Below are 26795 nucleotides of genomic sequence, written 5' to 3' on the forward strand. Positions count from 1 at the left end.
GCACCCTAATTCGTAATTAATATAACCATGTTCGATAATTTAAGCGAGAGACTGGAGAGGTCGTTTAAGATTTTGAAAGGTGAAGGTAAGATCACCGAAATCAATGTAGCAGAAACACTGAAAGACGTACGCAAAGCCTTGTTGGACGCCGACGTTAACTATAAAGTGGCAAAAACCTTTACTGACACGGTAAAAGAAAAGGCATTAGGACAGAACGTTCTTACCGCCGTAAAACCGAGTCAGTTGATGGTGAAAATCGTTCACGACGAACTGACCCAATTGATGGGTGGAGAAACCGTTGAAATCGACACCAAAGGCCAGCCTGCCATTATCCTGATGTCCGGTCTGCAGGGTTCGGGTAAAACTACTTTCTCCGGGAAACTGGCCCGGATGCTTAAAACAAAGAAAAACCGTAAACCATTACTCGTAGCCTGTGACGTATATCGTCCCGCTGCCATCGAACAGCTCCGCGTACTGGCCGAACAGATCGATGTTCCGATGTATTCCGAACCGGATAGCAAGAATCCTGTGGAGATTGCCCAGAACGCTATCAAAGAGGCCAGGGCCAAAGGTTATGATCTTGTCATCGTCGATACAGCCGGACGTCTGGCCGTAGACGAAGAAATGATGAAGGAGATTGCAGCGATCAAAGAAGCCATCCAGCCGAATGAAATTCTCTTTGTAGTCGACTCCATGACCGGACAGGATGCTGTAAATACAGCCAAAGAGTTCAACGACCGTCTCGACTTCAACGGTGTAGTGCTGACTAAACTCGACGGTGATACCCGTGGCGGTGCAGCCCTTTCTATCCGTTCGGTTGTAAATAAACCTATCAAATTCGTAGGAACAGGTGAAAAGTTAGATGCTATCGACCAGTTCCATCCGGCACGTATGGCAGACCGTATCCTCGGTATGGGTGACATCGTTTCGCTGGTAGAACGCGCCCAGGAACAATACGATGAAGAAGAAGCCAAACGTTTACAGAAAAAGATTGCCAAGAATCAGTTTGACTTCAACGACTTCCTCAGCCAGATTGCACAGATCAAGAAGATGGGTAACCTTAAGGAACTCGCATCCATGATTCCGGGTGTAGGCAAAGCCATCAAAGACATCGATATCGACGATAACGCATTCAAAAGCATTGAAGCCATCATCTACTCCATGACGCCGGAAGAACGTTCCAACCCCGAAATACTTAATGGCTCACGCCGCACACGTATTGCCAAAGGTAGCGGAACGACTATTCAGGAAGTAAATCGCCTGCTGAAACAATTCGACCAGACCCGTAAGATGATGAAGATGGTAACAGGCAGCAAGATGGGTAAGATGATGCCTAAAATGAAACGCTGATAATTTCCGGCTAAAAGCTTGATTATTGTATTCTGATTTCGTATCTTTACAGACGTAATCATAAAGTATATTCAGTTAAAACACCTATAAAAGGAGAGAGCTTCGGCTTTCTCCTTTTCTTTTTTAAATCACTTGCCAAAGACTCCGGGATGGGTGCTTACGGCACTTCCGAACAATACTTATACAAAATAACAAGGCATGTCACGGTACATAACAAGTAATGTCACGATGTGTAACAAGTAATGTCACGATGCATTTCATTATTAGTTGCGATACAAATGTAACCGGATTACAATGCGGCACACATTTTCTTGCGAAGCGCCGGCTATTTTGTTAAGAATACGTAAATCAGCTCTTGACAAAAACAAGCTCCTTTCTTTCTTTTCCTTTGACTTGGAGAGTTCGGCAAATTATTCTACTTTTGCCCATCACCAAAATACTATTGAACATGACCCTTATAGATGGAAAAGCCATTTCCGAACAAGTAAAGCAAGAAATTGCCGATGAAGTGGCAGAAATTGTGGCTAATGGAGGTAAACGTCCCCACTTGGCCGCTATCCTTGTAGGACACGACGGAGGTAGCGAAACATATGTAGCTGCAAAAGTAAAAGCCTGTGAAGTATGCGGTTTCAAATCGTCCCTTATCCGTTATGAAAGCGATGTGACCGAAGACGAACTGCTGGCCAAAGTACGCGAACTTAACGAAGATACCGACGTGGACGGCTTCATCGTACAGCTCCCGTTGCCCAAGCACATCTCCGAACAGAAAGTAATCGAAACCATCGACTATCGCAAAGACGTAGACGGTTTCCATCCCATTAACGTAGGACGCATGTCTATCGGACTGCCCTGTTACGTATCTGCCACTCCGAACGGCATACTCGAACTGCTGAAGCGTTATAAAATCGAAACATCGGGTAAAAAGTGCGTAGTATTGGGACGCAGTAACATTGTCGGTAAACCGATGGCTGCCCTCATGATGCAGAAAGCCTACCCGGGAGACGCAACAGTCACCGTTTGCCATAGCCGCTCACGTGACCTGGTAAAAGAATGTCAGGAAGCCGATATCATTATCGCCGCCTTAGGACAGCCTAATTTCGTGAAAGCCGATATGATGAAAGAAGGTGCGGTTATTATCGATGTAGGTACCACCCGCGTACCCGATGCCAGCAAAAAATCCGGTTTCAAACTGACGGGCGACGTAAAGTTTGATGAGGTTGCTCCCAAGTGTTCATACATCACCCCCGTGCCGGGAGGTGTAGGCCCTATGACCATTGTTTCGTTGATGAAGAACACGCTGTTGGCCGGTAAAAAAGCCATTTATAAATGAGATATTTCTCATTCATAATTCTCTTACTTCTCTCCTTTTCCTGCACATCTGTGTCGCAGGAAAAGGGAGATACAGTCAAGGTTGTTTCAGATACGATCATATCCAATGCGAATGACAGCCTTCTTCCCCACCGCATCACACTCCTTTTTGCCGGTGACCTGATGCAACACCAAGGACAAATCAATGCCGCCCGTACTCCTGCCGGATACGATTACTCCGATTGTTTCAAATTCGTCAAAGAAGAAATCAGCCGGGCGGATATTGCCGTCGCCAATCTGGAAGTAACCCTCGGCGGAAAACCATATCGTGGCTATCCTGCTTTCAGTGCACCGGACGAATATCTTTCCGCCATCCGTGAAGCGGGTTTCAACGTATTGATAACAGCCAACAACCATTGCCTGGATCGGGGTAAAAAAGGTCTGGAACGAACCATTCTCATGCTCGACTCCCTCCGCATCCCATATGCAGGTACATACACCAATGCTGAAACACGCGAACAGCGATATCCGCTCATGATAGAAAAGAACGGTTTCCGCATCGTACTTCTCAACTATACGTATGGTACAAACGGTCTCAAAGCAACTTCTCCCAACATTGTGAATTACATTGACAAAGAAACGATGGCACTGGACATCCGGAAAGCGAAAGCACTCCAACCCGATGTTCTCATTGCCTGTATACATTGGGGTGAAGAATACCAATCGCTCCCTAACCGGGAACAGACCTCTCTCGCAGACTGGTTATTGCAGCAAGGTGTAACTCATATCATCGGTTCTCATCCCCATGTAGTACAGCCAATGGAACTTCGCACGGACAGCACGGTAGGTAGCCAACATGCGGTAGTCTATTCTTTAGGAAATTTCATTTCCAATATGTCTGCCCGCCGGACAGACGGAGGAATTTTGTTTAAATTAGAACTTGAAAAGGACAGCATTACCCGCGTCACCAATTGCGAATACGGTTTAGTATGGACTTCTCGGCCGGTATTATCGCGAAAGAAGAATTACATATTATATCCGATCAATTATCCGACAGACTCACTATCCGTTATAGAACGTAACCACTTGAAAATCTTTACTAAGGATACCCGCTCCCTATTCAACAAACATAATAAGGGAATAAAAGAGTACATTTTTTATTAAAAAAAGTCCTTCTAATATTTGCAGATTAAAAGATTATATCTATCTTTGCACCGCGTTAGAGAAACGCAAACATGGTGGATGTAGTTCAGTTGGTTAGAGCGTCAGATTGTGGTTCTGAATGTCGCCGGTTCGAGTCCGGTCTTCCACCCAAAGAGAATCCTTGATAATCATGATTATTGAGGATTTCTTCGTTTAAAGAGGTTCGTTTTCAAGTGCCACATTGGGGATCAAGGAGACCCCAAATAGTCGGACACATCATATTCAAATCCCTGCACAGCATATTAATGATACACCAAAATAACCATTTTCTTCATTAATCCTCAAATTATATCTGCCGGCATATAAAAAATCCAACCGCCGTTTTACTGTACTGAGTCCGATGCCGGTAGAAGAATCTTTATTCATACGTTTCAACGGATCATAAAGATTCGATGCCGTAAACAGTATCTCCGAACTTTGAATTTGAAAGTGAAAACAAATAGCCTCTTTTGCCTTCTTGTCCGTACAATGCTTGAATGCATTTTCTATAAAAGGAATAAACAACATAGGAGCGATACATATATCACCGGCTTCACCCTCCAATACATAAGATACTAATTCCGGATTATCATATTGCAATCGTTGCAAAGCAAGGTAGTTTTTAATATAATCCAGTTCTTGCCTGAAATATACTTCGGGAACATTCGTCTCATAAATCATATAACGCATCATATCAGACATCTGTACCAAAGATTTGGAAGCTTTCTCAGGATCTGAACGTATCAAGCTATCGATATTATTTAAGGCATTAAATAAAAAGTGCGGATTTAACTGATTCTTTAGAAGTTTAAGTTCACTTTGAAGATTCTGTTTTTCTAATTCTTTTTGTCTCCGTACTTTACGAAACCAATCATAAGACATATACAATAAAACCCCTAAAGCAAGCGAACGCAAATTAGAACTCCAGAATACCAATCCCCAATTCTTACTTAGCAGATAGGTATAAAGAATAATGGCTCCAATATAAAGAATGAATCCCCAACATCCCCATTTCTTATTTTTAGTATACAAATGAGAAAAGAGATAAGAACAAAACAACGAAAGAATAGTGAGGACAGGAATAGCCATCCCTCAAGTAGCCATGACGCCTATAGGAAAAGATCTGGCACTCACGACAGATCTCCAGGAAAGCATTCCGGCAAAAAGAAGATAAAGACCAATAGGAACAATAAATCCTACATTCCGAGTTTTAAATTGCATTTTCTGCTTTTCCATAAATCTTTTATTTTAGTGAAACATATCACAAAAGTCCGCCAATTCTCTCTATAACAGAAATAAATTGAACGAACGACCGGAATGCATTCACAAAATTAATAAAAGAATCACTATCTTTACGGGCAACTAAGAATTATTGAATCATGAATACACGCATCACCCCCAATCACATCACAGAATTAAAGCCTAATGAGATATTCGTATTCGGCAGCAACCTGCAAGGCTATCATGGTGGAGGTGCCGCCCGTCTGGCTATGAACCAATGGGGAGCCGTCTGGGGGCAAGGCACAGGTCTTCAAGGACAGACGTATGCCATCCCTACCATGCAAGGTGGCATCGGAACGATTCGCCCCTACATAGACCAATTCATAAAATTTGCTCAAAACGATCCGGAAAGAACATTCCTCGTCACTGAGATAGGATGTGGAATAGCAGGATTCCGTCCTGCCGATATTGCACCATTGTTCAAAAACGCAATAAACATACCCAATATCTGGTTGCCACAAAGATTCTGGGAGATATTACAGAAAGAAGAAGTGCAAGATTTAATATAACTCTAACCCGAACTCGTCTTTCAACTGTAACAATGCCTCGTTTTTCTTTGCCATCATCTGGAATTTCTCTACCCTGCTGAAGGCACGTACGTTCTCGGCAGGTGCACTGACACGGACCGTCATCTTCACCTTCCTGTTCTTCAAACGACTGCGAAGATAGTTTTGTACATTAGGAATCATAGAAGTAAAGTCCTTTGCCACAATCTCATTATCCACTACTACCTCAAAAGTTATATCATCATTAAGTAGCGTCAGACGAATATTCTGCATACGCATCGCAAGCGCTTTATGCTCGATAGGAAGCTGGCCGGCATACTCCTGCCAATAGTAATTCAAATCTTTTTCATTGAAGATATAATCTTCTTCGGGCTGAGACTGAACCTGAGACGATGCTTGAGGCGTAGTCGTCCTCTGCGAAACAGCTTCTTTCTGAGGATGCTTAATAGAAACCCCCAAACCGGCCTTATTCATTACCGGAATTTTCTTCTCTTCCTTCACCGGCACCTTCAATCCGGAAGCAGGTATATCTGCTGATGATGGAATAACCGGAGAAGTCCCAGCCACAGGAACAGATTGGACAGACGCCGGTTGTTGCAGTTGCTGCTGTTGTTGCTGAACCGGAGTAACGACAGCAGAAACCGGTTGAGTTTGCGATGTAGCAGGAACAGTCTGTGACTGCTGAGCAGCAACAGATTGCGTAAATATGGGTTTTATAGCTTGCTTAGGGCGGCGCCCATCACCCACGTCATCCCCCTCGGTGGTAAGCTGGGCAACCTGTATCAAGGCCAGTTCCACCAGCAAACGCTTATTTTTGCTGGCACGGTAATTCATATCACAATCATTACAGAGCTTCATAGCCCGATACAGAAAAGGCAACGGGCACTTCTGTGCCTGTTCCTGATAACGCTGCCGGATGCTGGCTCCTACTTCAAGCAATGCCAAAGTAGCAGCATCTTTACTGACAAGCAAATCACGGAAATGAGAAGAAAGTCCCGTAATGAAATGACTACCGTCAAAACCTTTGTTCAGCACATCATTGAACAACAACAGGGCGTCACTCACCTTATTCTCAAGAAAGCAGTCCGTCAACCGGAAATAATATTCATAATCCAGCACATTGAGATTCTCAATCACACTCTTATACGTAATGTGTCCACCGGTAAAGCTTACCACTTGATCGAAGATGGAAAGTGCATCACGCATACCGCCATCCGCCTTCAACGCAATGACATTCAGCGCTTCGGGTTCTGCTGTGATATTCTCTTTAGAAGCCACATAAGCCAGATGCTGCACCGTGTCTTCCACACTGATACGGTTAAAATCATAAATCTGGCAACGCGACAAAATAGTAGGAAGAATCTTATGCTTCTCCGTCGTCGCCAAAATAAAGATAGCATGACGGGGAGGTTCCTCCAATGTTTTCAAAAAAGCATTGAAAGCAGAGGCCGACAACATATGTACCTCATCAATAATATATACCTTATACTTACCGATCTGTGGCGGAATCCGCACTTGCTCTACCAATTGGCGGATATCATCTACCGAATTATTGGACGCGGCATCCAATTCATGAATGTTATAGGAACGCTGTTCATTGAAAGCCACACAAGACTCACATGCATTACAAGCCTCTCCATCCTCAGTAGGAGTCATACAGTTGATAGTCTTGGCAAAGATACGTGCACACGTGGTTTTTCCTACTCCACGAGGCCCGCAAAACAGATAGGCATGCGCCAGTTTTTGCGTGGCAATGGCATTCTTCAGTGTCGTAGTCAATGCCCGTTGGCCCACCACCGACTCAAAGGTAGACGGACGATATTTACGGGCAGATACAATATAGTTTTCCATACGTCGGGATCTCTCTGTTTTTTGAGTTTCTGCAAATGTACGCAAAAAAAGTAATAAGTAATAAGTGATGAGTGAGAAGTTTTAGCCGGGAAGTGGCAAGTTTTAAGTTATAAGTTTTATCTTTGCATACGGAATTAAAGGAGAAATTATGAGCAATTTACTAACAATCTGGGAGTTTATCGGTAAACACAAATACCTCATCACTGTGTTGGCTTTTGCAGCCATCATCGGTTTTCTGGACGAAAACAGTGCCATCCGGCGTATCGGATATACACGTGAAATCAGTCGGTTGCAAAGCGAAATCGAAAAATACCGTGCCGACTACGAAGAAAACACAAAGAAACTCAACGAGCTAAGCAGTAATCCTGACGCCATCGAGCAAATAGCACGTGAAAAGTATCTGATGAAGAAACCCAATGAAGATATTTACGTATTTGAAAATAAATAAATAAATGAAACAACTCGTACCCGCACTTTTTGCCGTAGGCGCTCTTATGGCTCTTGTAGGAGCAGCAGTATTCATCACCGGATGGATTTATGCACCTTATATATATACCATCGGAGCTGGCTTTGTAGCTCTTGCCCAAATCAATACTCCGGTAAAGGGGAAAAGCAAAACATTGAAACGCTTGCGCATCCAGCAAATATTCGGCGCCGTCGCATTAGTGCTGACCGGAGCTTTCATGTTCTCTACCCGGGGAAATGAATGGATCGCCTGTCTTACCATCGCTGCCATTCTGGAACTTTACACGGCTTTTCGCATTCCACAAGAAGAAGCCAAGCTATAATAAAAGTTTTCTCGTCATTTTTTTATTTACCTGGGAGCCTGCTTAAATTTTACTCAGTATTATTTTGAGAGGAAAATTCAAACAGACCCTTCTATGTTCGATATAAAAATTTACCCCGGTTTCCCCTCTTTCCAAGATCTCATTACTACCACAAGGAAATCCTCTAATCATAAATATCAGGTATTTCTGTAAACACCTCAAAATCTCAGTATTGGCAGATAAAAAAGACCTGTTGATTGATTTTAATTGTTATTTAATATAAAAATACTCAATTTCGATTAAAACTTAGAGCCGGTTTAAATTTTGCTCAGCATTCTTTTAAGAATCATTATTTAAGGATATTTTTCTGTTTTCAGAGGAGGATAACGGGCTATCTGACGAGTGAAAACAAGAAAACAGGCCGAAAATAAACTCAAAAACTGATAAAACTTTTAGAGGAAAATTTAGACAAGTTCTTAATACGCTAAAAAATATGAATCGAATCAGAGTATTACCATCAATCATTCTCGGATGGCTATTTATGATAAATGTATATCATATACAAGCACAAGAGAATTTAATCATCAATCTGAATGATGGCACGGAACAGACTTTCCGTCTATCCGAGATCAGGAAACTGGCTTTTCAGAATGGCTCACTATGGCTGAACCGGCTGAGCGGAGAGGAAAGCTCCTTTCACTATTCAGAAGTACGGACAATTACTTTCAGTAACGAAACCACAGGCATCAGTAATTCTCTTACCGGAGAACAGAATGTTTACATCTTTGTAGATCCATCCACAAAAAATGTACAGATCAGAAACATAGCAAAAGGTACTACCGCAGTTGTTTACGGGCTGGATGGAATGAAAATTTTTCAAGATCAAGTCAGCGAAACCGGCTATTTGGATACAGACCGTTTGATTCCCGGAATTTATCTGCTGAAAATAGACCACCATGTATTCAAATTCAGACGACCATGAAACGGATTATTTTATTATCAGGAATTTGTGCGTTGTGTATACAAAGTATACTGGCGCAAGAAAAGATGTTTGTACATCGCTCAGACAAAATAACCCAAGGAGTTCTCCTGTCAGTTCTCGACAGTATGACATTTGTAAATGAAGCCGTACTTTTACACTTGCACGATCAAGATGCCCCTACGTATTCCATGACCGAAATAGATAGTCTGAGTTTCGGAGACAATTCTCTGCAAATAAAAATCCTCTATTCCGATACCGGAATAGAGATTGTTAATCCATTGGCTTTCGAAGGTGTTTCAATTTCCGTAGATGACGGAAATGTTATCATAACATCCACCATCTCCGAGGAAGTAGAATACATACTTACCGGAACTATTTCCAATGGAATGTTTAAGATTTATAGCGATAAAAAATTTATATTGACACTGAACGGAGTAAATATAACGAATGCAGACGGCCCGGCCATCAATATCCAATCGGGTAAAAAGGTCACAGTCAATTTGACGGAAGGTACGATAAACACATTAACAGACGGAAAGAAGTATGCCGACTCCGGTTCAGAAGACATGAAAGGATGCTTCTTCAGTGAGGGTCAACTGATTTTCAATGGAGAAGGTGCTCTATATGTACAGGGTAATAAAAAGCATGGCATTTGCAGTGATGATTATTTATTAGTAAATTCCGGAAACATAACAATTACCGGAGCCGCTTCCGATGGGATTCATGCCAACGATTACATCCGTATCGACGGAGGTTCGGTAACAGTAACCTCCGATAGTGACGGACTCGACGGAGACGAAGGATACATTGAAATCAACGGAGGAAAAGTTCAAATAACTTCTACTTCCGACGATGTAAAAGGCATTAAATGCGACGGCACTTTCACCATGAACGGAGGTGAAATTCATATGTCGGTATCCGGTAACCAATCCAAAGGGATCAAAACCAAAAACGATCTCCGGATTAATGACGGAACAATACATATCCAGACTACCGGTTCGGTAGCAGTTGTTGATAACGATCCTTCCTATTGCACAGGTATCAAATGTGACCAAACGGTTTATATAGCAGGAGGCAACATCATTATCACAAGTACCGGAACAGCAGGAAAAGGAATATCGACAGACGGTGACCTGGTTATTTCAGGCGGCGATGTCCAAATCACAACCTCCGGTAACGGAGGAACGTATACGAATACCAACAGTATACTCGATTCTTATTCGGCCACTTGTATGAAAAGCAACGGTAACATACATATCACAAACGGCACAGTTACAATGAAGAGTACAGGTAGTGCAGGTAAGGGAATTTCGGCCGACGGTGAAATTGTTTTCGGTGCAGTAAATGCCGAAGGCCCCGTTGTTGACGCCACTACAACCGGAGCTAAATTCCTGGTTTCCGGACATGGAGAAAACGCAGATTATGCCAACCCGAAAGCAATAAAATGTATCGGAGACCTTACATCCCATTCGGGCACATTTACAATCCGCTGTACACAAGACGGAGGAGAAGGCATGGAAAGTAAAGATGTCCTAACCATTAATGGTGGAATTTACGACATAGAAACTTATGACGACGCTATTAATGCAGCCAATCAAGTAGTGATAAACGGCGGATATATCTATTGTTATTCATCCGGCAATGACGGTATCGACTCTAATGGCACTCTGACCGTAACCGGTGGTATTGTGATCGCATCCGGCACAAACAGTCCGGAAGAGGGATTCGATTGTGACAGGAATACATTCTCTATCACAGGAGGAGTGCTAATAGGTACGGGTGGCTCGAGTAGCACTCCTACTTCATCGGCTTGTAGTCAACGTTCCGTGTTATATAGTGCATCATCAGCAACATCCGGCAATCTGATCAACATACAAGATGCAAACGGTACGAATGTGTTTACGTATAAATTGCCGCGTTCTTATCAGACAATGACTCTATTATTCAGCAGTGCCGACCTGAAAGCCAATACCAATTACACGATCTATACAGGAGGCAGCATCTCCGGTGGAGAAGATTTCCATGGCTACTACACAGGAGCCGTGTACACTCCCGGAACGAAAACAACCACTTTCACCACCAGCTCAATGGTAACGACAATTGGTAGCAGTGGCGGCGGCAGGCTCGGACATTAATTCCGAATCCGCGAATATAAAAAAAGGGGCATAAATGCAGTTGATGCATTTATGCCCCTTTTTCTATAAATATCTTAAAATTATTTCTTAGCAGCAGAAGTATATCTTGCATTCAAGCCATCGATAATCTCTTGTGTGATATTGAATGAACTATCGGCATAAAGCAAGTTATCAAAACCGGTATTACTAAGAATCAAATTGTAACCTTTCGTCTTGTTATACTCTTTCAGAAAAACATTGATAGAGTCACGCAACTGCAAACTGTTCTTCTGTGTTTCGGCAGCCAACTCATTAGTCAATTTATTCTGTAATGCCTGCAAATCCTGTTGCATCTTCATCAAACGGTTATATTCCTGCTGAGCTCTCTCCGGAGAAATAAACGCATTGTTTTCGTATTTCTTCTGGAATTCTTTCTGATCCTTGTCAAGAGTAGCAGCCTTCTGATTCAGTGTCAAACGAATATTCTCTTCTTTCTTCATCATAGCCTCATTCAGATCAATGCAGAAGTTGTATTTGGAAAGCAGCGTATCCACTTCCACATAAGCGATCTTTAAATCACCGGATACAGTATTAGCTGTTGCTTCTCCGGCAGATGTCGTAGTTTTTGTATCAGCTTTACCAGCGCATTGTGAAAACAAAACGATAAGCGCAAGAGCAGCCAAACCGTTAATGAGGCAATTTATTCTCTTCATAACTTGTAAAAATATAGTTTTTAATTAATTAGTTCATACTATCATTCAAAGCCTTTTCAAGGGCATCAATAGAAAAGCGGGATTTCTTCTGTGCTTCACGGTCCTGAGACTGTGCACAACTAATCCCCCTATCTCTTAAAGCTTTATTGCCGCTCACATGTCCGTTAGGAAATTTTCCACCTTTCACAAAAAAGACCTTGATACCTAATAATAAGATACAAATAGTAACTATTAACAAAGTAAACAGTATTGTATTGAGCATTTCTATTAATTTTGTGGGTGCAAATATAGACTTTTGTATGGACTCAACCGCCTTTTTTATTATAAAAAAAGAGAAACGGGTTCAGAAAGTAGATTTATTTTAACCATCTTTAGCAATAAGGGGTTATATTTCAAACATTCACTCAAATAAAAAGAAAAAAGAATGGAAAAACAAGAACTTAAGCCGGCAGGTGTATTCAAGTATTTTGCAGAAATATGCCAAGTACCGCGCCCTTCAAAGAAGGAAGAAAAAATTATCGCATACTTAAAAGCGTTCGGAGAAAAACATAATCTGGAGACCAAAGTTGATGAAGCCGGAAACGTTTTGATCAAGAAACCGGCCACGCCGGGAAAGGAGAATCTGCAAACTGTCATTTTGCAATCACACGTGGATATGGTCTGCGAAAAGAATAATGACGTGGAACACGATTTTCTTGTCGATCCTATCGAAACAGAAATTGATGGTGAATGGATGAAAGCCAAAGGCACGACACTCGGAGCCGATAACGGAATCGGAGTAGCCACAGAACTCGCTATTCTGGCAGATGATACCATCGAGCACGGTCCGTTGGAATGCCTGTTCACAGTAGACGAAGAGACGGGGTTGACCGGTGCATTTGCCTTGAAAGAAGGTTTCATGAACGGTGATATCCTGTTGAATCTCGATTCGGAAGATGAAGGGGAACTTTTCATCGGTTGCGCAGGAGGAATAGACTCCGTAGCCCAATTTACTTATAAGGAGGCAGATGTTCCAGCCGGTTACTTTTTCTTTAAAGTAGAGGTAAAAGGTCTGAAAGGCGGACATTCCGGTGGTGATATCCATCTGGGTCGCGGTAATGCCAACAAGATACTGAACCGTTTTCTCAGTAAAATGATAGCCAAATACGACCTGTACTTATGTGAAATTAATGGCGGTAACCTTCGCAACGCTATCCCTCGTGAAGCATACGCTGTCTGTGCCGTCCCCGAAGATGCCAAACATGATGTACGTGCCGACCTGAACATCTTTACTGCCGAAATAGAAAATGAGCTCGCAGTAACAGAACCGGATTTAAAACTTGTATTAGAATCGGAAACACCCCGTACCAAAGCTATTGACCAAGATACCACCGCCCGTCTGTTGAAAGCACTCTATGCTGTACCCCACGGAGTATATGCCATGAGTCAGGATATCCCCGGACTGGTAGAAACCTCCACCAACTTAGCATCCGTTAAGATGAAACCGGAAAATATAATCCGTATCGAAACCAGCCAGCGCAGTTCTATCCTCTCCGCCCGCGATGATATGGCGAATACCGTTCGTGCGGCTTTCCAGTTGGCAGGTGCAACTGTAACTTTCGGTGACGGTTATCCAGGTTGGAAACCGAATCCGCACTCAGCCATTCTGGAAGTGGCAGCCGCTTCCTACAAACGTTTGTTCGGTGTAGACGCTCAGGTAAAAGCAATTCACGCCGGTCTGGAATGCGGACTTTTCCTCGATAAATATCCTTCCTTAGATATGATTTCTTTCGGTCCTACACTGACGGGAGTTCACTCACCGGACGAACGTATGCACATTCCTTCGGTAGACAAATTCTGGCGTCACCTGTTGGATGTATTGGCAAATATCCCGGAAAAGAAATAATAAACAAGGTCATTCCTCGTTTATATTAGGCACGGATTCTCTAATCCGTGCCTGATTTATATAACAGCAAGATATGAAAAGAAACCCGGTATACGTTCTCTTATTTTTATTGGCAAGTTTGATATTGTTCCCGGCCTGTGATGACGAGAACTTCTCCGCCGATCCCTCTCTTGCACTCTCTTTTTCCCAAGACACGCTAAGAATGGACACCATATTAGCCGGTATCGGCACTTCCACCCATATCCTGAAAGTATATAACCGCAACAAAGAATCATTAATCATTTCATCGATCGTATTGGCAGATGCCGCCAATTCCGGATTCCGCATCAATGTGGACGGCATGAAGGGCAATTCCTTTTATGATGTGGAGATACGGAGCAAAGACAGCTTATATGTCTTTATTGAAGCAACTTTAGCTCCACAAGACAGTGACGAACCTGTCTTCCGGAAAGATTCCATCGTATTCATCACCAATACCAACCGACAGAACGTTAAGTTGCTGGCATATGGACAAGATTTTGTCTCTTTGCGCCAAAAGGAAATCACACAAGATACCCTTATCAGTTCCGCACGTCCTATCGTCATCTATGACAGTCTGAGTGTAAAGGAAGGTGCCCGCTTAACCATTGGCGCCGGAACCCGGTTCTATTTTCACGGCAAATCGAGCATCCAAGTACATGGACAACTCGTAGCAGAAGGCACACTGGAAGCTCCCGTTGTTTTCCGAGGCGACCGTACTGACAAGATGTTCTCCAACCTCCCCTATGACCGCTTGCCCGGACAATGGGACGGTATCCGTTTCCATACTTCAAGCTATGATAATTCTCTGAACTTTGTCGATATACACGGAGGAATATATGGTATCCGTTGCGACTCATCGGCTATCGACCAAAAGAAGCTGACCCTTACCAATTCCGTTATCCGGCAAGTCTCGGGAAACGGACTGGAAATGACCTCTTGCCAAGCCAGCATTGGTAACTGTGAAATCAGTAATGCCGGAAAAAATTGTGTAAGCCTGCTTGGGGGAAATTATAAATTCGTGCACTGTACGCTGGCCAATTATTATAGTTGGGATATAAAACAAGGAGTAGCCCTTGCCTTAAAAAACGAATCAGGAGAAATAGCCTATCCTATTATCAATGCGGCTTTTCACAATTGTATCATAGCCGGCTCTTCTAATGACGAAATCAACGGTTCACGCTCAGATGACTCTTCCATAGCTTTCGACTATCTTTTTTCTCACTGTCTCATCAATTCCGTAGAAGAAAAAAATGACAAGATAATCAATGTGACATGGAAAAAGGACGATAACTTTTTGCTAACAGATAAACGGGGAGAACAATTGTTCGATTTCCAGTTAACTCCAAAATCGGCTGCCATTAATATCGGACTGAGCGAAGATGCCCAAGACTTTCCTCTGGATCTGAAAGGAATGCCACGAACCATAGACGAAGCACCCGATGCCGGATGTTATGAATGGCAAGAAAAAGAAGAAGAAGAAAATGAATAGAGGAATAATTGTCTTATTATTCCTTTTCTTGTACATGCCCCGACTCACCGCTCAAGCCGATTCCCCCCCTTTCCGCGTAATGTGCTGGAATGTAGAAAATCTATTCGACACCCACCATGATTCCCTAAAAAACGATTATGAGTTTCTGCCCGATGCTCTCCGCCACTGGAACTACCAGCGTTACAAAAAGAAATTAGTCAATATAGCCCGCGTCATTACTGCTGTCGGTGAATGGGTTCCACCGGTTCTGGTGGGGCTTTGTGAAGTAGAAAATGACAATGTTATGCGCGATCTGACACGCTATTCTCCTTTAAAAGAACAAGGATACCGCTATGTCATCACTCACTCTCCGGATGAACGCGGCATCGATGTAGCATTGCTCTACCAACGTGACCGTTTTAAATTACTATCCCACCGTTCCATCCCGACCGGTACTTTTAGACCGCAGAACCGCCCAACACGAGACATCCTCCATGTTTGCGGACTACTCGCCACAGGAGACAGTCTGGATGTATTAGTCGTTCATCTTCCTTCACGTTCCAGCGGAGCCAAGGTATCCGAACCCTACCGTATGTTAGTTGCCGGAAAAATCCGTTCGATAGCAGACAGTCTGCTGACTACCCGCCTACATCCTCAACTTATTATTATGGGAGACTTTAATGATTACCCAAACAATAAATCAATAACCCAAACACTGGGTGCATTGGCCCCGCCACCCCATCCCGCCCCCTTACAGCTCTATCACCTACTTGCATCAAGAGCAGAAGCCGAAAAATACAGTTTTGGCTCTTACAAATATCAGGGAAAATGGGGATTACTTGACCACCTTATTATATCCGGTACCTTATTGGACAACTCATCACCTTTCCATACCGACGAAAAAAAGGCAAACGTAGCCCGTCTGCCTTTTCTGTTATCCAATGATGAAAAATATGGAGGAAAACAACCTTTCCGCACTTATTCCGGCATAAAATATCTGGGAGGGTACAGCGATCATCTACCTATATATACCGACTTTGAAATAATAAGAAACAATTAGGCCTCAACAATTCATGATCAGTAGTTAAGTAGTAAGTAGTCAAGTAGTAAGTAGTCAAGAAAAACACATCAGGCAAATCATTTCTACTTAACTACTTGACTACTTACTACTTAACTACTAATAAAATTATTCAATTAAGAAACCGTTTTTATCTCTGTTCCATCCGGATATCTCACCGGCCTACCGGTTGATTTCAATACAGGTATGATAGCATTTGTTTTCTTCAAATGACGAGTCAAATCTTTCGCCAACTTGGCAGCGATTTTCCCGCATGCCTCCTCATTGATAAGATTGTGCAATTCCGACAGGTCATCTTTCAAATTAAACAAAGCAGAAGTCTGTGATTCATAATAATAAATCAGTTTCCAGTCTCCCTCAATAATAGCGCTTTGCGGGGCACCGGTAGTACCATGACGTTCCCCCCAATTATTGGGATAATGAAAATATAAAGGACGTTTCATATCCCCCCGTTTTCCCTTCAGGAATGGCACAAAACTTTTTCCATCCACAACTTGCGGAGTATGTATTCCTTTCTTTACCCCGGCAAGTTCCAAAATACTGGGAAAGAAATCCTCAATAATCACCGGTGTCGCATTTTCGGCAGAAGGTTGCGTCACCCCCGGCCAGTAGACGATCATCGGCTCACGAATACCTCCCTCCTTCAGTGACCCTTTTCCCTCACTTAATGGAAAGTTCTTATCCGGACGGCCTATTGTATAACCACCGTTATCCGACATAAAAATGACAACCGTATTTTGTGCGATACCTTTTTCTTCCAGATAATCCATCAGATCGCCCAAACTCTTATCCATACCTTCCACCAGTCCGGCATACTGCGCTTCTTTATGAGAAAGTCCTTTAGCAATATACTTATCATAAAACCTCTTATCGGTAGCAAATGGAGCATGAACTGCATAATGACTCATATACAAAAAGAAAGGTTTTTGCTTAAGCAGTGCCTTATCCATCAATCCTTTAGCCTCTAACGTCAAAGCTTCAGTCAAAAACGTATCCGTACCATGATACTTTTCCAGATTGGGAACGGCCCATATCTTCGCCCACTCGGGGTTTCCGGTAGCCCCGTATCCTTCTTCTCCCAAATAACTCCCCATCGCTCCGGCAGCATGTCCGGCAATGTTATAGTCGAAGCCAATTGTTAACGGATCAGCTGCCGGAGTATCCAATGATCCAAAATGCGCTTTACCCACCATCATGGTTGTATATCCGTTTTCCCGAAGCAGTTCGGGTAGACATTTGGCATAAAATGTATAAGGCACACCCTCTTCCGGACACAAACCATTGTAATTCCAATCTCCAAATTCCAACAGATCGTTTTTGCGATCAGTAGAAACATTTTTCTTCAAGGTCCAGTTAGTTACCCGATGTCTTGCAGCATTTGCCCCGGTAAAAAGACTTACCCGCGACGGAGAGCTGATGGAATTTGCATAAGCATGAGTAAATTTCACCCCTTTTTGTGCCAACCTCTCCATATTGGGGGTATGATAAATTTCGTTCAACTTGGTGGGCTCTGCCCCGAAAGGAACTGAGGTATCCTGCCACCCCATATCATCCACCAGAAAAAGAATAATATTCGGTTGCTGAGCCACTAATGGCCCAGACAAAACCAAAGCAGAGGCGGTAGTATATAAATTACGCTTATTTATGTTCATTGTACTCATCAATTATTTATTTAATCTAAGTTCGATATAACTTTATATTCCGTATGGCTTCCAAAAGGAGGAGAAGCTATGCTGCAGCATCCTTGTTGCAAGTGGACGTTATTTATTCACCGTTACCCCGATTTCATTTATTTCCACCACAGCAGGAGTATCTGTCGGTGTAGTAGCTTCTAATTTGATAAACCGGGCTTTCACCTTCTCCTTAAATGATACCGTTTGCGGAAGCGGATTATGCATAATGTTACTAAACTCTCCACTTGAAGGAACTTCTTTCCAATTATTACCATCCAAGCTCACAAAGAATTTATACCGGAACGCCATTGTCGGCTTGGCTTCGGCTTTGGCAGGAGCATAAGTAAAAGCCCCCAACGATACCGGACTGCCTAAATCAATAACGAGCGGAGAAGCAGAAACCTGTTTCCAAGCAGAACGCGGCAGATTGTTCCAATCGACTGTTTCACCCTCTTCCTGTAAAGGAACCGCATAAAAAGCAGCTATCTTACTGATATTGGCGGTCAGACGGCAATTCTTTATTTTAATTTTCAACCGATCGGTTTTTACTGCAGGGAAACGTAACATACGTTTATAACCTACGGTAGTCCCCTGCCCTACCTCTTTCCAGCCATCAGCAGTATGTGCCTCTACCGAAAATTCTTCCACACGCTGTCCTTTCGAAATATCCTCCTGCAACATCACTACATTGATCTCCGAACCCGATTTCAGTTTATAAATGCGTTCTTCACCCGGTTTCGCTTCCCATAACTTCTGTCCGCCTTTCACCCTGTCATCGGCAAAAGTCTGTTTACGATATTCGGCAAACTCTTTCAAACGGGTCACATCCGCTTCGTTTATCAATCCCCGGCGATCCGGCGGTATATTCAACAGTAAAACCGAATTATAACCGACAGACTGAAAATAAATATCCGTCAAATGTTTCAGGCTTTTCACCTTACTATCCTCTTCCTGATGATAGAACCAACCCGGACGAATAGAAACATCTACCTCCGAAGGATACCAGAAAAGTTCCGTTGCATTTCCGAGTATATCCCGACTTCCCAAATCCTGCGCCTTGCCAAATACCCCCAACTGTTTGTTGTTTTTCTCCGAACGGGAATAGATTCCCGGAGTAAGCACGGTAGCACTCCATTCCGTCTCGCGGCCGATTCCTTTCTCGTTGCCTACCCAGCGCACATCGTCACCCATAATAGCCATTACAGCTTTCGGTTGTAACTTCTGGATCGTTTTATAGAATGCATCCCAGTCATAAACCTGTTTCTTGCCATTAGGCCCTTCACCATTGGCACCATCGAACCACACCTCGTGCACTTCCCCATAGTTGGAAAGCAACTCTGTCAATTGCTGAATGAAAAACTCGTTATATTTCGGAGAATCCCCATAGCATGCCGCATTTCTATCCCAGGGAGACAGATACACTCCGAATTTCATGTCATACTTATCACAAGCGTCCCGAAGTTCCTTCACCACATCCCCTTTACCATTCTTCCAAGATGAAGAAGCTACCGAATGAGCCGTAGTCTTGGTAGGCCACAAACAAAAACCGTCATGATGCTTCGCCGTGAGAAGCACCATCTTAAAACCGGCTTCTTTCAATGTACGCACCCACTGCTCTGCATCCAACTGTGTCGGATTGAACAGGGCCGGATCTTCTGTCCCGTCTCCCCATTCACGACCTGTAAAGGTATTGATACCGAAATGCAGGAAAGCAGTCAGTTCCATCTGTTGCCAAGCCAACTGTTGTGGCGTCGGTACCAATCTTGCCGCCATATCCACTTTCTCTTGAAGTGTAGCACCCTGTGGAAAATCCAGATGCTTCACATAATACTCTTCTCCGTTTTGTGCCTGCCCGCTACAAACCGCAGCAAGCAGAGCCATTGATAATAAAATTTTCTTCATTGTACTTCTCTATTCATCTTTTTTCACCGAAATCCGTTTGTTGTTGTTCCACCTCTTTCAGTTTATATTGATTCAATTCCATTTGTAATCTCTTCACTTCGCGTGCACAATCTTCGTCTTCCGTTTTCCCGGTAGTTTTCTTTCTGACTATCTTACCCATAGCATTCTCTTCGGCCTCATCAAAAATCAAAGGAACAGTTGCCGGATAAGTCTCTATTTCAATCGTTTCACTGGCGGGCATCTGTGTACCTTCCACCAATACGGAAGCCCGAACCTTAATCTTGCCGGGACGGGTAGTCGACTTCACCAATACAGGTGCCGTCCCCCATTGTACGGGACGTGGATTCGCCATAATGTCCTCATCACCCAAAATCGTACCTTCACCTTCAATCTCGAAACGAACGAAATAGTTATTCAAACGTTTGATATTCCCGTTTTCATCTGCCACAGCAGCTACTACCGTAACTATATCCGAGCCATTGGCTTCCATCTGCATCCCCTCATTATCAACCCACAGCAAAAGCCGGGACGGACGACGTGCCGGAGATACCCGATGAGTAGCCACCACTTTTCCATCGATAAGCCCCTCTGCAAACATATATACATCCGCCTGCTTTCTTTTACGCGACAAAGCCTTATCCTGCATAAAATCATACGCATCCTTAAACGTAATCACCGGAGACGGCATTCCCTTCTCCCTTTTCTCCTTTTTAAAATGATACTGTTTTCCCTCTTTAAATACCGTAAGACGAACCTCGTCACAATTGGAATAAACCGTCACATCTTTGGGTGAGAAAGGAGTCATCGCGTGTGCGATGTATACCATCGGCCCCGTTTCGGCTATCAAATCGCTTTTCTGCGGGCTACGTTGCGCCTGAAACATATAATACGAATACTTCGGCTGCCGGAAAGCATCCATAATCCCCCCGTAAAAAGGATCGGGATGATAGCCCCTCTGATGATCGAACGAATGCCACAGACATCCGCCGATATGCTGCCGGGTTGTCTGATACAGCGTCTCATAACAGGTATACGGATAAGAAGGATTCGCATACCCCTGTGCCTGAATCAGCATGGGAGTTTCTCCCCAGGCACGGCTGGCACGACTGGGAGAATTGTGCGATGACCAATCGTCCACATTATCTCCCCATTCACGGGTAAAGTAAGTAATTTCCGGATGTTCCGCTTCCTCTTTATCTACTCCTCCCAGTTGCGGGTGCTTAAAAAGTACCGGAAAATATTCGTGTCCTTTCGCCTCCGAATCACATCCTGTATAGCAATAAGGATACGGATACTCTTCCATCACGATGTTTTTCACGTTTTGTGCAAAATCCGCCGGATACCACGTCTCATTCAAAATCGGCTCCCACATCCATACGGAAGGGTGATTCCGATCCCGACGCACCATATTGCGAATATCAGAATAAACCCGTTGCGCAAATTCCGGAGCCTCATTCCAGAACTGCCATCCCGGAGTATTGACTATTACGAAAAGCCCCAATTCATCACAAGCATCCATAAAGGCGGGATCTTGCGGATAATGGGCATTTCTGATCACTTTCAATCCGGCATCCCTCAATTTCTTTGCATCCCGCCAATGCATGCCATTAGACAGTGCATTGCCCACAATCGCAAAATCCTGGTGCCGGTTAGCACCTATCAGGGGAGCTTCATAAGGTTTCCCGTTCAGCCAAAAACCGTCCTTCCCCTTAAACTCTATGCTGCGCACACCGATACGACGACGATAACCATCAATCACATTTCCTTGATTATCTTTTATATACACATGCAACTGATACAAATAGGGCGACTCCGGCGACCAGAGATGCGGAGCAGACAATTTTATCTTACTGGCACCGGAAACCGCCTTTCCTTTGCCTATGGAAAGTTTACGGCCAGCTTCACCCACTTTCCCGCCATTGGCATCGAGCAATTCATAAACCACCTTTCCATTAAAAGACTGTTTACGGTCGTTTCTTACCTGAATATCCAGCAATACATCCGCGCTTTCTTCCGACACATTATTATAAGCAACAAATAATCCGCCACCCGCTACCTTATTTTCATAATTCGGATCTGTAATGTACACATCGTTATGGGCAATCAGCCAGCAGTCGCGGTAGATTCCTCCGCTATAAGTAAAATCCAGTACATCCTGCGCCTTACCGGGAGGATACGAAGGATCGTCGCTATTATCAGCGCATACGGCTATCACATTGTCTTTTCCAAAATCCACATAGGCGGTAACATCCGCAATAACCGGCAGATATCCCCCGAAGTGTTCATTCACCAAATGTCCGTTAATCCAGATTTTAGATTTACCCATGATCGCCTCGAAATGCAAGAACAGCTTCTTATTCTTCCATTCATCTACCGGAGTAAAATGCTTACGATACCATACCTCTCCTTGATAATTCGTACACCCACTGGCTTCCGTCGGCTGATACTCTATTCCGTCCGGCAATGAAACCACTTCCCAGGCACTGTCTTCAAAATCCACCCGATACGCTTCGGAAGCACTTCCCTTATGGAAACGCCAGGCAGGATTCATAGAGTACACCGTACGTCCGGTATCATCCAAAGGATAGAAGCCGGCCACTGAATACTGAGGCTGATAAGCCGCTTCGGCCGGTATCATCCATAACCAAAGCAATAACAATAAAAAAAGTCCTTTCTTCATCATTCTATTATTTTCTTTTTCAGTTCATTATTGTCCATTACAATCCGGTAGCTGCTACCTTTCTTTGTCTTAAAAGACAACGTCTTATCTTCGTATCTCACCGTACACGGAACACCCTTTTCAGAGGTCACTACCGCCTCTGCCAACTTACCATCCTTCCACGAAAGATTCACTTCAAAACCGCCTCTTGCACAAATTCCGCTTACCGAACCGTCTTGCCACGCATCCGGCAGTGCAGGCAGCAACTGAATGAATCCCATATGACTTTGCAGCAGCATTTCGGTGATACCTGCCGTACCTCCAAAATTCCCGTCGATCTGGAAAGGCGCATGCGTATCCCACAAATTATCCAATGTCCCATTCTTCAACAGATTGCCATACAGTTTATAAGCATGATTTCCATCCTGCAATCTTGCCCATTGGTTCAGTTTCCAACCCATACTCCATCCGGTAGCTCCATCTCCACGATGTTCGAGCACCACCCGGGCAGCCTGAGCCAATTCCGGAGTCGTCACCGGAGACAGGGTATGCCCCGGATGCAATCCGAACAGATGATTCACATGACGATGCTCGTCTTCCGGATCGTCGATGTCTCTGGACCACTCCATCAACTGCCCGTAACGTCCTATCTTATAAGGAGCCAGATGCGCAAGCACATACTCCCACTCTTTTCGTTCTTTCTTGTCCACTCCCAGCACCTTACTTGCTTCAATGGCATTCAGCAGGATTTCACGCACCACTGCATGTACAAAGGTAGTCCCCTCATCCACCGGACCGTGTTCCGGTGAAGTGGAAGGAGCAGCCGTATAAGTTCCGTCTGGTTTATGCCACAAATAATCCACTGTGAACTGTGCACTGCTTTTAAGTAGATCGTATCCCGTGCTTTTCAGGAATTCCTTGTCACGCGTATAGTCGTAATATTCCCAAATATGGGTAGCCAGCCAGGGACCTGCCATCGGATTAAAATTCCATGACATATCTTCGCTCGACAAAGGCGACGTAAAACCGAAAATATTGGCGGAAATAGAAGCTGTCCACCCACGGGCATTGAAATAAGCTTTTGCCGTTTCTGCACCGGGCTTCACCAAGCTCCGGATAAAATCAACCAACGGCCGGGTACATTCTCCTAAATTGGTGGAGCAGGCCGGCCAATAATTCATCTGTATATTGATGTTGTTATGATAATCCACACGCCAGGGACCATTCAAGTTGTTGTGCCACATGCCCTGCAGGTTTGCAGGCATATTACCCGAACGGGAACAAGCGATCAACAGATAACGGCCGTATTGATAATACAACTCCTCCAGACGATAATCGGCCTGCCCTTTCCGATAGTTTGCCAAACGCAGATTGGTAGGCAGATTCCGGGCAGTTACCTCCGGATTCAATTGTAACTTCACACGATTGAAAAGAGAGGTATAATCCGCTTCATGGGCACGATATAGTTCATCATATCCTTTCCGGATAGCTCCTTCCATTGTTTTTCGGGTCGTCTGCTCCGGATCGCTCCCCACGTATGTCTTCGGATCTTTAAAATCCGGTTGAAAATTCATCTTATAATCCGTATCGGCAGTCAACAAGAAAACTACTTCATCGGCATCTTTCACTATCAGACGATCTTGTTCTACGGTCGTCGTTCCTCCCTTCGTTATCGCTTTGATACGGATTGCAAACTTCATCCCATTATTCTCCAATACTCCAGTATATAATAATCCGTCGGTATCGTCCGCACACAGACTGCTCTTTGCCTCCGAATTCGGACAATAACGGAGTACCAGGTTCTGTTTCCCGGTTTTATTAGCAGTGAACTTCATCGCCATTACGCTATCCGGATACGAAATAAAGTATTTACGCATATACCGGGTATTATCTTTCTTAAAACTCACCACCGCCATAGCCGAATCCAGCGAGAGTGCCCGGTAATAGTCACTCATCCCTATCTCGCTCAATCCGGTTTCCACATAAATTTCTCCCATCGTAGTGAATGATCCGAAACGGAAAGGAGTCTCATCTCCCTCCTCGTAATGTGCCAAACCATTAAAGTTCTTCCGAGTCAGCAATTCTGCCTTTTCATAATCGCCATCGGTAAATGCCTGCCGTATCTCTTCCATTACCGAAGCCGACTGTTTATTCACTTTCCAATAATAGTCGGCCCCTCCGGCTGTATTCGGACCTCCTTTCCAAAGGGTCTTTTCATTCAAGGTAATCCGTTCTGCAGCTACCGAGCCTAATATATTAGCCCCTAAGCTACCGTTTCCAATCGGTAAAGAAGCATTTTCCCACTCTCTATCGGGATTCATCCCCGATCCGTCAGCACGCAACCAGATCGCCCTTCCATCCAGACTGTTCGGGGTATCGAACCAAATGGAAAGTCCCCGGGTATAATCCGTTCCCTCCGCCCAAAGCGCAGAAAAAGATAAAAACACACTCACAAAACATAAATACAATTTTCTCATTCTCTATGCCATAATTATTAATATTCTAAATATGAAAAATATCCTTTTTCCAGATTATCAGGTTCATTTTACTTTCTACATTCCGCCAATATATCATTTCTCCACTACATCCACTTATTAAACCTTAAGGAATAATCCACATTTATACATGGCCCTCAAAATGAAAAAGAGAATAAGGTAATTGGCAAAAGTCAACCATACTTGATAATAATCACCCAAGTATTGTTCCAACCCATAACTCACCGAAGCTGCAACACACCGAAAATTTATCACTTCACCCAACAGATAAGCCGCAATGGAATTCATTCCATATATTTTCAACCAGTTCAGCCCCCAGATACGGCCTTTATAATCAATCCAATAATAAAAAAACGCCATTAACAAAAAGCAATATCCACCGGACAACAATGTCATACTGCCTGTCCACAGACGCTTTATAACAGGCATTTGCAAACTCCACAACACTGCTACACCTATCAAAATCAATCCGGTTATCAACAATATCCTCACTACCCTTTTCCGGTTCGCCTCCCCCTCTTTCATTAGTTTTCCGGCAAAAGTTCCAAGCATTACAGTTACTCCAAATGTCAGACTGCTCCAAATCCACGTATAATTATATTGAAGTGAGAAACTCCATGTACCATCTCCATTCCAATAAACTCCATCTCGAAAACGGCCTAAAACCCATCTATCTACTTGCTCTGCAAAGTTTCCTTGGGGTGTAAAATCGCCACAAAATGTCATAGGAATCCAATATACCAGAAGTAGTAACAAGGTTATTATAATCTGCCACTTAAATGAAAAATGCAATTGGATAATAGCAGCTATGAGATACCCTACAGCAATGGCCTGCAATGTATTAGAATATAAATAAATATGCTGACTGTCAAATCCCAGCAGATTGCCCTGAACAATCATACCAAATAAAAATAGCAAAACAACCCGCCTAAAAATCCGACGATAGACAAACTGGCAGCCGGCAGAAGAAATTTTGTATTTAGACAAAGAAAAAGGCATCGAAGCCCCTGTCATAAACAAAAAAAGCGGCATTACAAGATCCCAAAGATGAAATCCAACCCACGCTTCGTGGTCAAATTGATAGACTAATCTATTCAGAAAAGGCAAATCTAATTGTTGCCCTAATGCTACAAACACAGGTTGAAAAAAAACAAGAAGAAACAAGTCAAAGCCCCGTAATATATCTAATGAAGCAAGTCGAGAAGAATTATTCTCCAATATTTTATCTCTATTCATAGTATTCATCTATTTAACCTTACAAAAGGTAGTCAACCTAAGTTTAATATAACTTTACCACATATATTCCATTGGGAAATTTACAAAATAGTTACAATGCCAGTCACTTTACTATTTTTAAAATCCATTACGTTATACTATCCAGTTCCAAAATTACACAAAATCTCTGGAATAACCTCGAAAAACGGGAGAAATGACGCTAAACGACTTAATATCAGAGTCGTTACGGTGTCAAATGATGACAAGCCGAAAAATCGGAAAACGCAAAGAAAAGCGGATTTAAGAAGAAGAATGGTTTGCAAATCATTACCCGTGAAAGAGTAA

Annotated in this window: 20 protein-coding genes and 1 tRNA gene; 12 read left to right on the forward strand and 9 right to left on the reverse strand. The window is 43.5% G+C overall.

Translation table 11 applies throughout. The features are described from left to right. Positions 1-27: 27 nt before the first annotated feature. From ffh to RB604_RS19045, 4 genes are all read left to right on the forward strand, one after another. A complete protein-coding gene (gene ffh / locus RB604_RS19030) occupies positions 28-1350 on the forward strand; it encodes a signal recognition particle protein (protein ID WP_007481666.1) in 1323 nt (440 codons plus the stop codon). 448 nt (positions 1351-1798) lie between these two features. Further along, the gene (folD, locus tag RB604_RS19035) at positions 1799-2680 is read left to right on the forward strand and encodes a bifunctional methylenetetrahydrofolate dehydrogenase/methenyltetrahydrofolate cyclohydrolase FolD (RefSeq protein ID WP_007481664.1); all 882 of its coding nucleotides are present in this window, start codon (positions 1799-1801) and stop codon (positions 2678-2680) included. Further along, positions 2677-3822, forward strand: a complete 1146-nt coding sequence (locus RB604_RS19040) for a CapA family protein (protein WP_007481662.1) — start codon at positions 2677-2679, stop codon at positions 3820-3822. The genes folD and RB604_RS19040 overlap by 4 nt, the downstream gene beginning before the upstream one ends. 73 nt (positions 3823-3895) lie before the next feature. Then, positions 3896-3971, forward strand: a tRNA-His gene (locus tag RB604_RS19045). 112 nt (positions 3972-4083) lie between these two features. On the opposite strand, the gene RB604_RS19050 is transcribed toward RB604_RS19045, so the two are convergent. Next, positions 4084-4929 carry a sensor histidine kinase gene (locus RB604_RS19050; RefSeq protein WP_007481660.1) on the reverse strand — a complete coding sequence of 282 codons (846 nt, stop codon included), beginning with the start codon at positions 4927-4929 and terminating at the stop codon, positions 4084-4086. Positions 4930-5219: 290 nt separating this feature from the next. Between RB604_RS19050 and RB604_RS19055 the strand changes: the two genes are divergently transcribed. Further along, positions 5220-5630, forward strand: a complete 411-nt coding sequence (locus tag RB604_RS19055; RefSeq protein WP_007481658.1) for an A1S_2505 family phage non-structural protein — start codon at positions 5220-5222, stop codon at positions 5628-5630. On the opposite strand, the gene RB604_RS19060 is transcribed toward RB604_RS19055, so the two are convergent. Further along, complete coding sequence (locus RB604_RS19060) at positions 5622-7478, reverse strand: DNA polymerase III subunit gamma/tau (RefSeq protein WP_007481656.1); 1857 nt, start codon at positions 7476-7478, stop codon at positions 5622-5624. The genes RB604_RS19055 and RB604_RS19060 overlap by 9 nt on opposite strands. Before the next feature lie 148 nt (positions 7479-7626). Between RB604_RS19060 and RB604_RS19065 the strand changes: the two genes are divergently transcribed. The 4 genes from RB604_RS19065 (at position 7627) to RB604_RS19080 (ending at position 11362) form a co-directional block, all read left to right on the forward strand. Further along, on the forward strand, positions 7627-7926 hold the full coding sequence (locus RB604_RS19065; protein ID WP_005930181.1) for an FtsB family cell division protein: 300 nt from the start codon (positions 7627-7629) through the stop codon (positions 7924-7926). 4 nt (positions 7927-7930) lie between these two features. Further along, positions 7931-8266, forward strand: a complete 336-nt coding sequence (locus tag RB604_RS19070) for a hypothetical protein (RefSeq protein WP_005930178.1) — start codon at positions 7931-7933, stop codon at positions 8264-8266. Between the two features lie 472 nt (positions 8267-8738). Next, on the forward strand, positions 8739-9227 hold the full coding sequence (locus RB604_RS19075) for a hypothetical protein (RefSeq protein ID WP_007481654.1): 489 nt from the start codon (positions 8739-8741) through the stop codon (positions 9225-9227). Beyond that, complete coding sequence (locus RB604_RS19080) at positions 9224-11362, forward strand: carbohydrate-binding domain-containing protein (RefSeq protein ID WP_007481651.1); 2139 nt, start codon at positions 9224-9226, stop codon at positions 11360-11362. Before RB604_RS19075 ends, RB604_RS19080 begins: the two co-directional genes overlap by 4 nt. A gap of 80 nt (positions 11363-11442) precedes the next feature. Here RB604_RS19080 and RB604_RS19085 read toward each other — a convergent pair whose 3' ends face one another. Together RB604_RS19085 and RB604_RS19090 are read right to left on the reverse strand one after the other, a co-directional pair. Further along, positions 11443-12054 (reverse strand): OmpH/Skp family outer membrane protein, encoded by a 612-nt coding sequence (locus RB604_RS19085; protein WP_005930170.1) that lies wholly within the window; start codon positions 12052-12054, stop codon positions 11443-11445. A 28-nt stretch (positions 12055-12082) separates the two neighbouring features. Continuing rightward, positions 12083-12316 carry a hypothetical protein gene (locus RB604_RS19090; RefSeq protein ID WP_005930166.1) on the reverse strand — a complete coding sequence of 78 codons (234 nt, stop codon included), beginning with the start codon at positions 12314-12316 and terminating at the stop codon, positions 12083-12085. 162 nt (positions 12317-12478) lie between these two features. Between RB604_RS19090 and RB604_RS19095 the strand changes: the two genes are divergently transcribed. From RB604_RS19095 to RB604_RS19105, 3 genes are all read left to right on the forward strand, one after another. Further along, positions 12479-13939: an aminoacyl-histidine dipeptidase gene (locus tag RB604_RS19095; protein WP_005930164.1), complete on the forward strand. Its 1461-nt coding sequence runs from the start codon at positions 12479-12481 to the stop codon at positions 13937-13939. 73 nt (positions 13940-14012) lie between these two features. Further along, positions 14013-15449: a hypothetical protein gene (locus RB604_RS19100; protein WP_007481648.1), complete on the forward strand. Its 1437-nt coding sequence runs from the start codon at positions 14013-14015 to the stop codon at positions 15447-15449. Then, positions 15442-16488, forward strand: coding sequence for an endonuclease/exonuclease/phosphatase family protein (locus RB604_RS19105; protein ID WP_007481646.1), 1047 nt, complete (start codon positions 15442-15444; stop codon positions 16486-16488). Before RB604_RS19100 ends, RB604_RS19105 begins: the two co-directional genes overlap by 8 nt. Positions 16489-16622: 134 nt before the next feature. Here the strand turns inward: RB604_RS19105 and RB604_RS19110 are convergent, their stop codons facing one another. The 5 genes from RB604_RS19110 to RB604_RS19130 form a co-directional block, all read right to left on the reverse strand. Next, on the reverse strand, positions 16623-18158 hold the full coding sequence (locus RB604_RS19110; protein WP_005930158.1) for a sulfatase: 1536 nt from the start codon (positions 18156-18158) through the stop codon (positions 16623-16625). 108 nt (positions 18159-18266) lie between these two features. After that, a complete protein-coding gene (locus RB604_RS19115; RefSeq protein ID WP_122282028.1) occupies positions 18267-20081 on the reverse strand; it encodes an alpha-L-fucosidase in 1815 nt (604 codons plus the stop codon). A 13-nt stretch (positions 20082-20094) separates the two neighbouring features. Further along, on the reverse strand, positions 20095-22761 hold the full coding sequence (locus tag RB604_RS19120; RefSeq protein WP_007481641.1) for a glycoside hydrolase family 2 protein: 2667 nt from the start codon (positions 22759-22761) through the stop codon (positions 20095-20097). Then, a complete protein-coding gene (locus tag RB604_RS19125; protein ID WP_007481639.1) occupies positions 22761-25217 on the reverse strand; it encodes a glycoside hydrolase family 95 protein in 2457 nt (818 codons plus the stop codon). Before RB604_RS19125 ends, RB604_RS19120 begins: the two co-directional genes overlap by 1 nt. Positions 25218-25334: 117 nt before the next feature. After that, positions 25335-26471, reverse strand: coding sequence for an acyltransferase family protein (locus RB604_RS19130; RefSeq protein ID WP_005930146.1), 1137 nt, complete (start codon positions 26469-26471; stop codon positions 25335-25337). Positions 26472-26795: the final 324 nt, after the last annotated feature.

This window comes from Bacteroides salyersiae, assembly GCF_031172035.1.
Taxonomy (GTDB): domain Bacteria; phylum Bacteroidota; class Bacteroidia; order Bacteroidales; family Bacteroidaceae; genus Bacteroides; species Bacteroides salyersiae.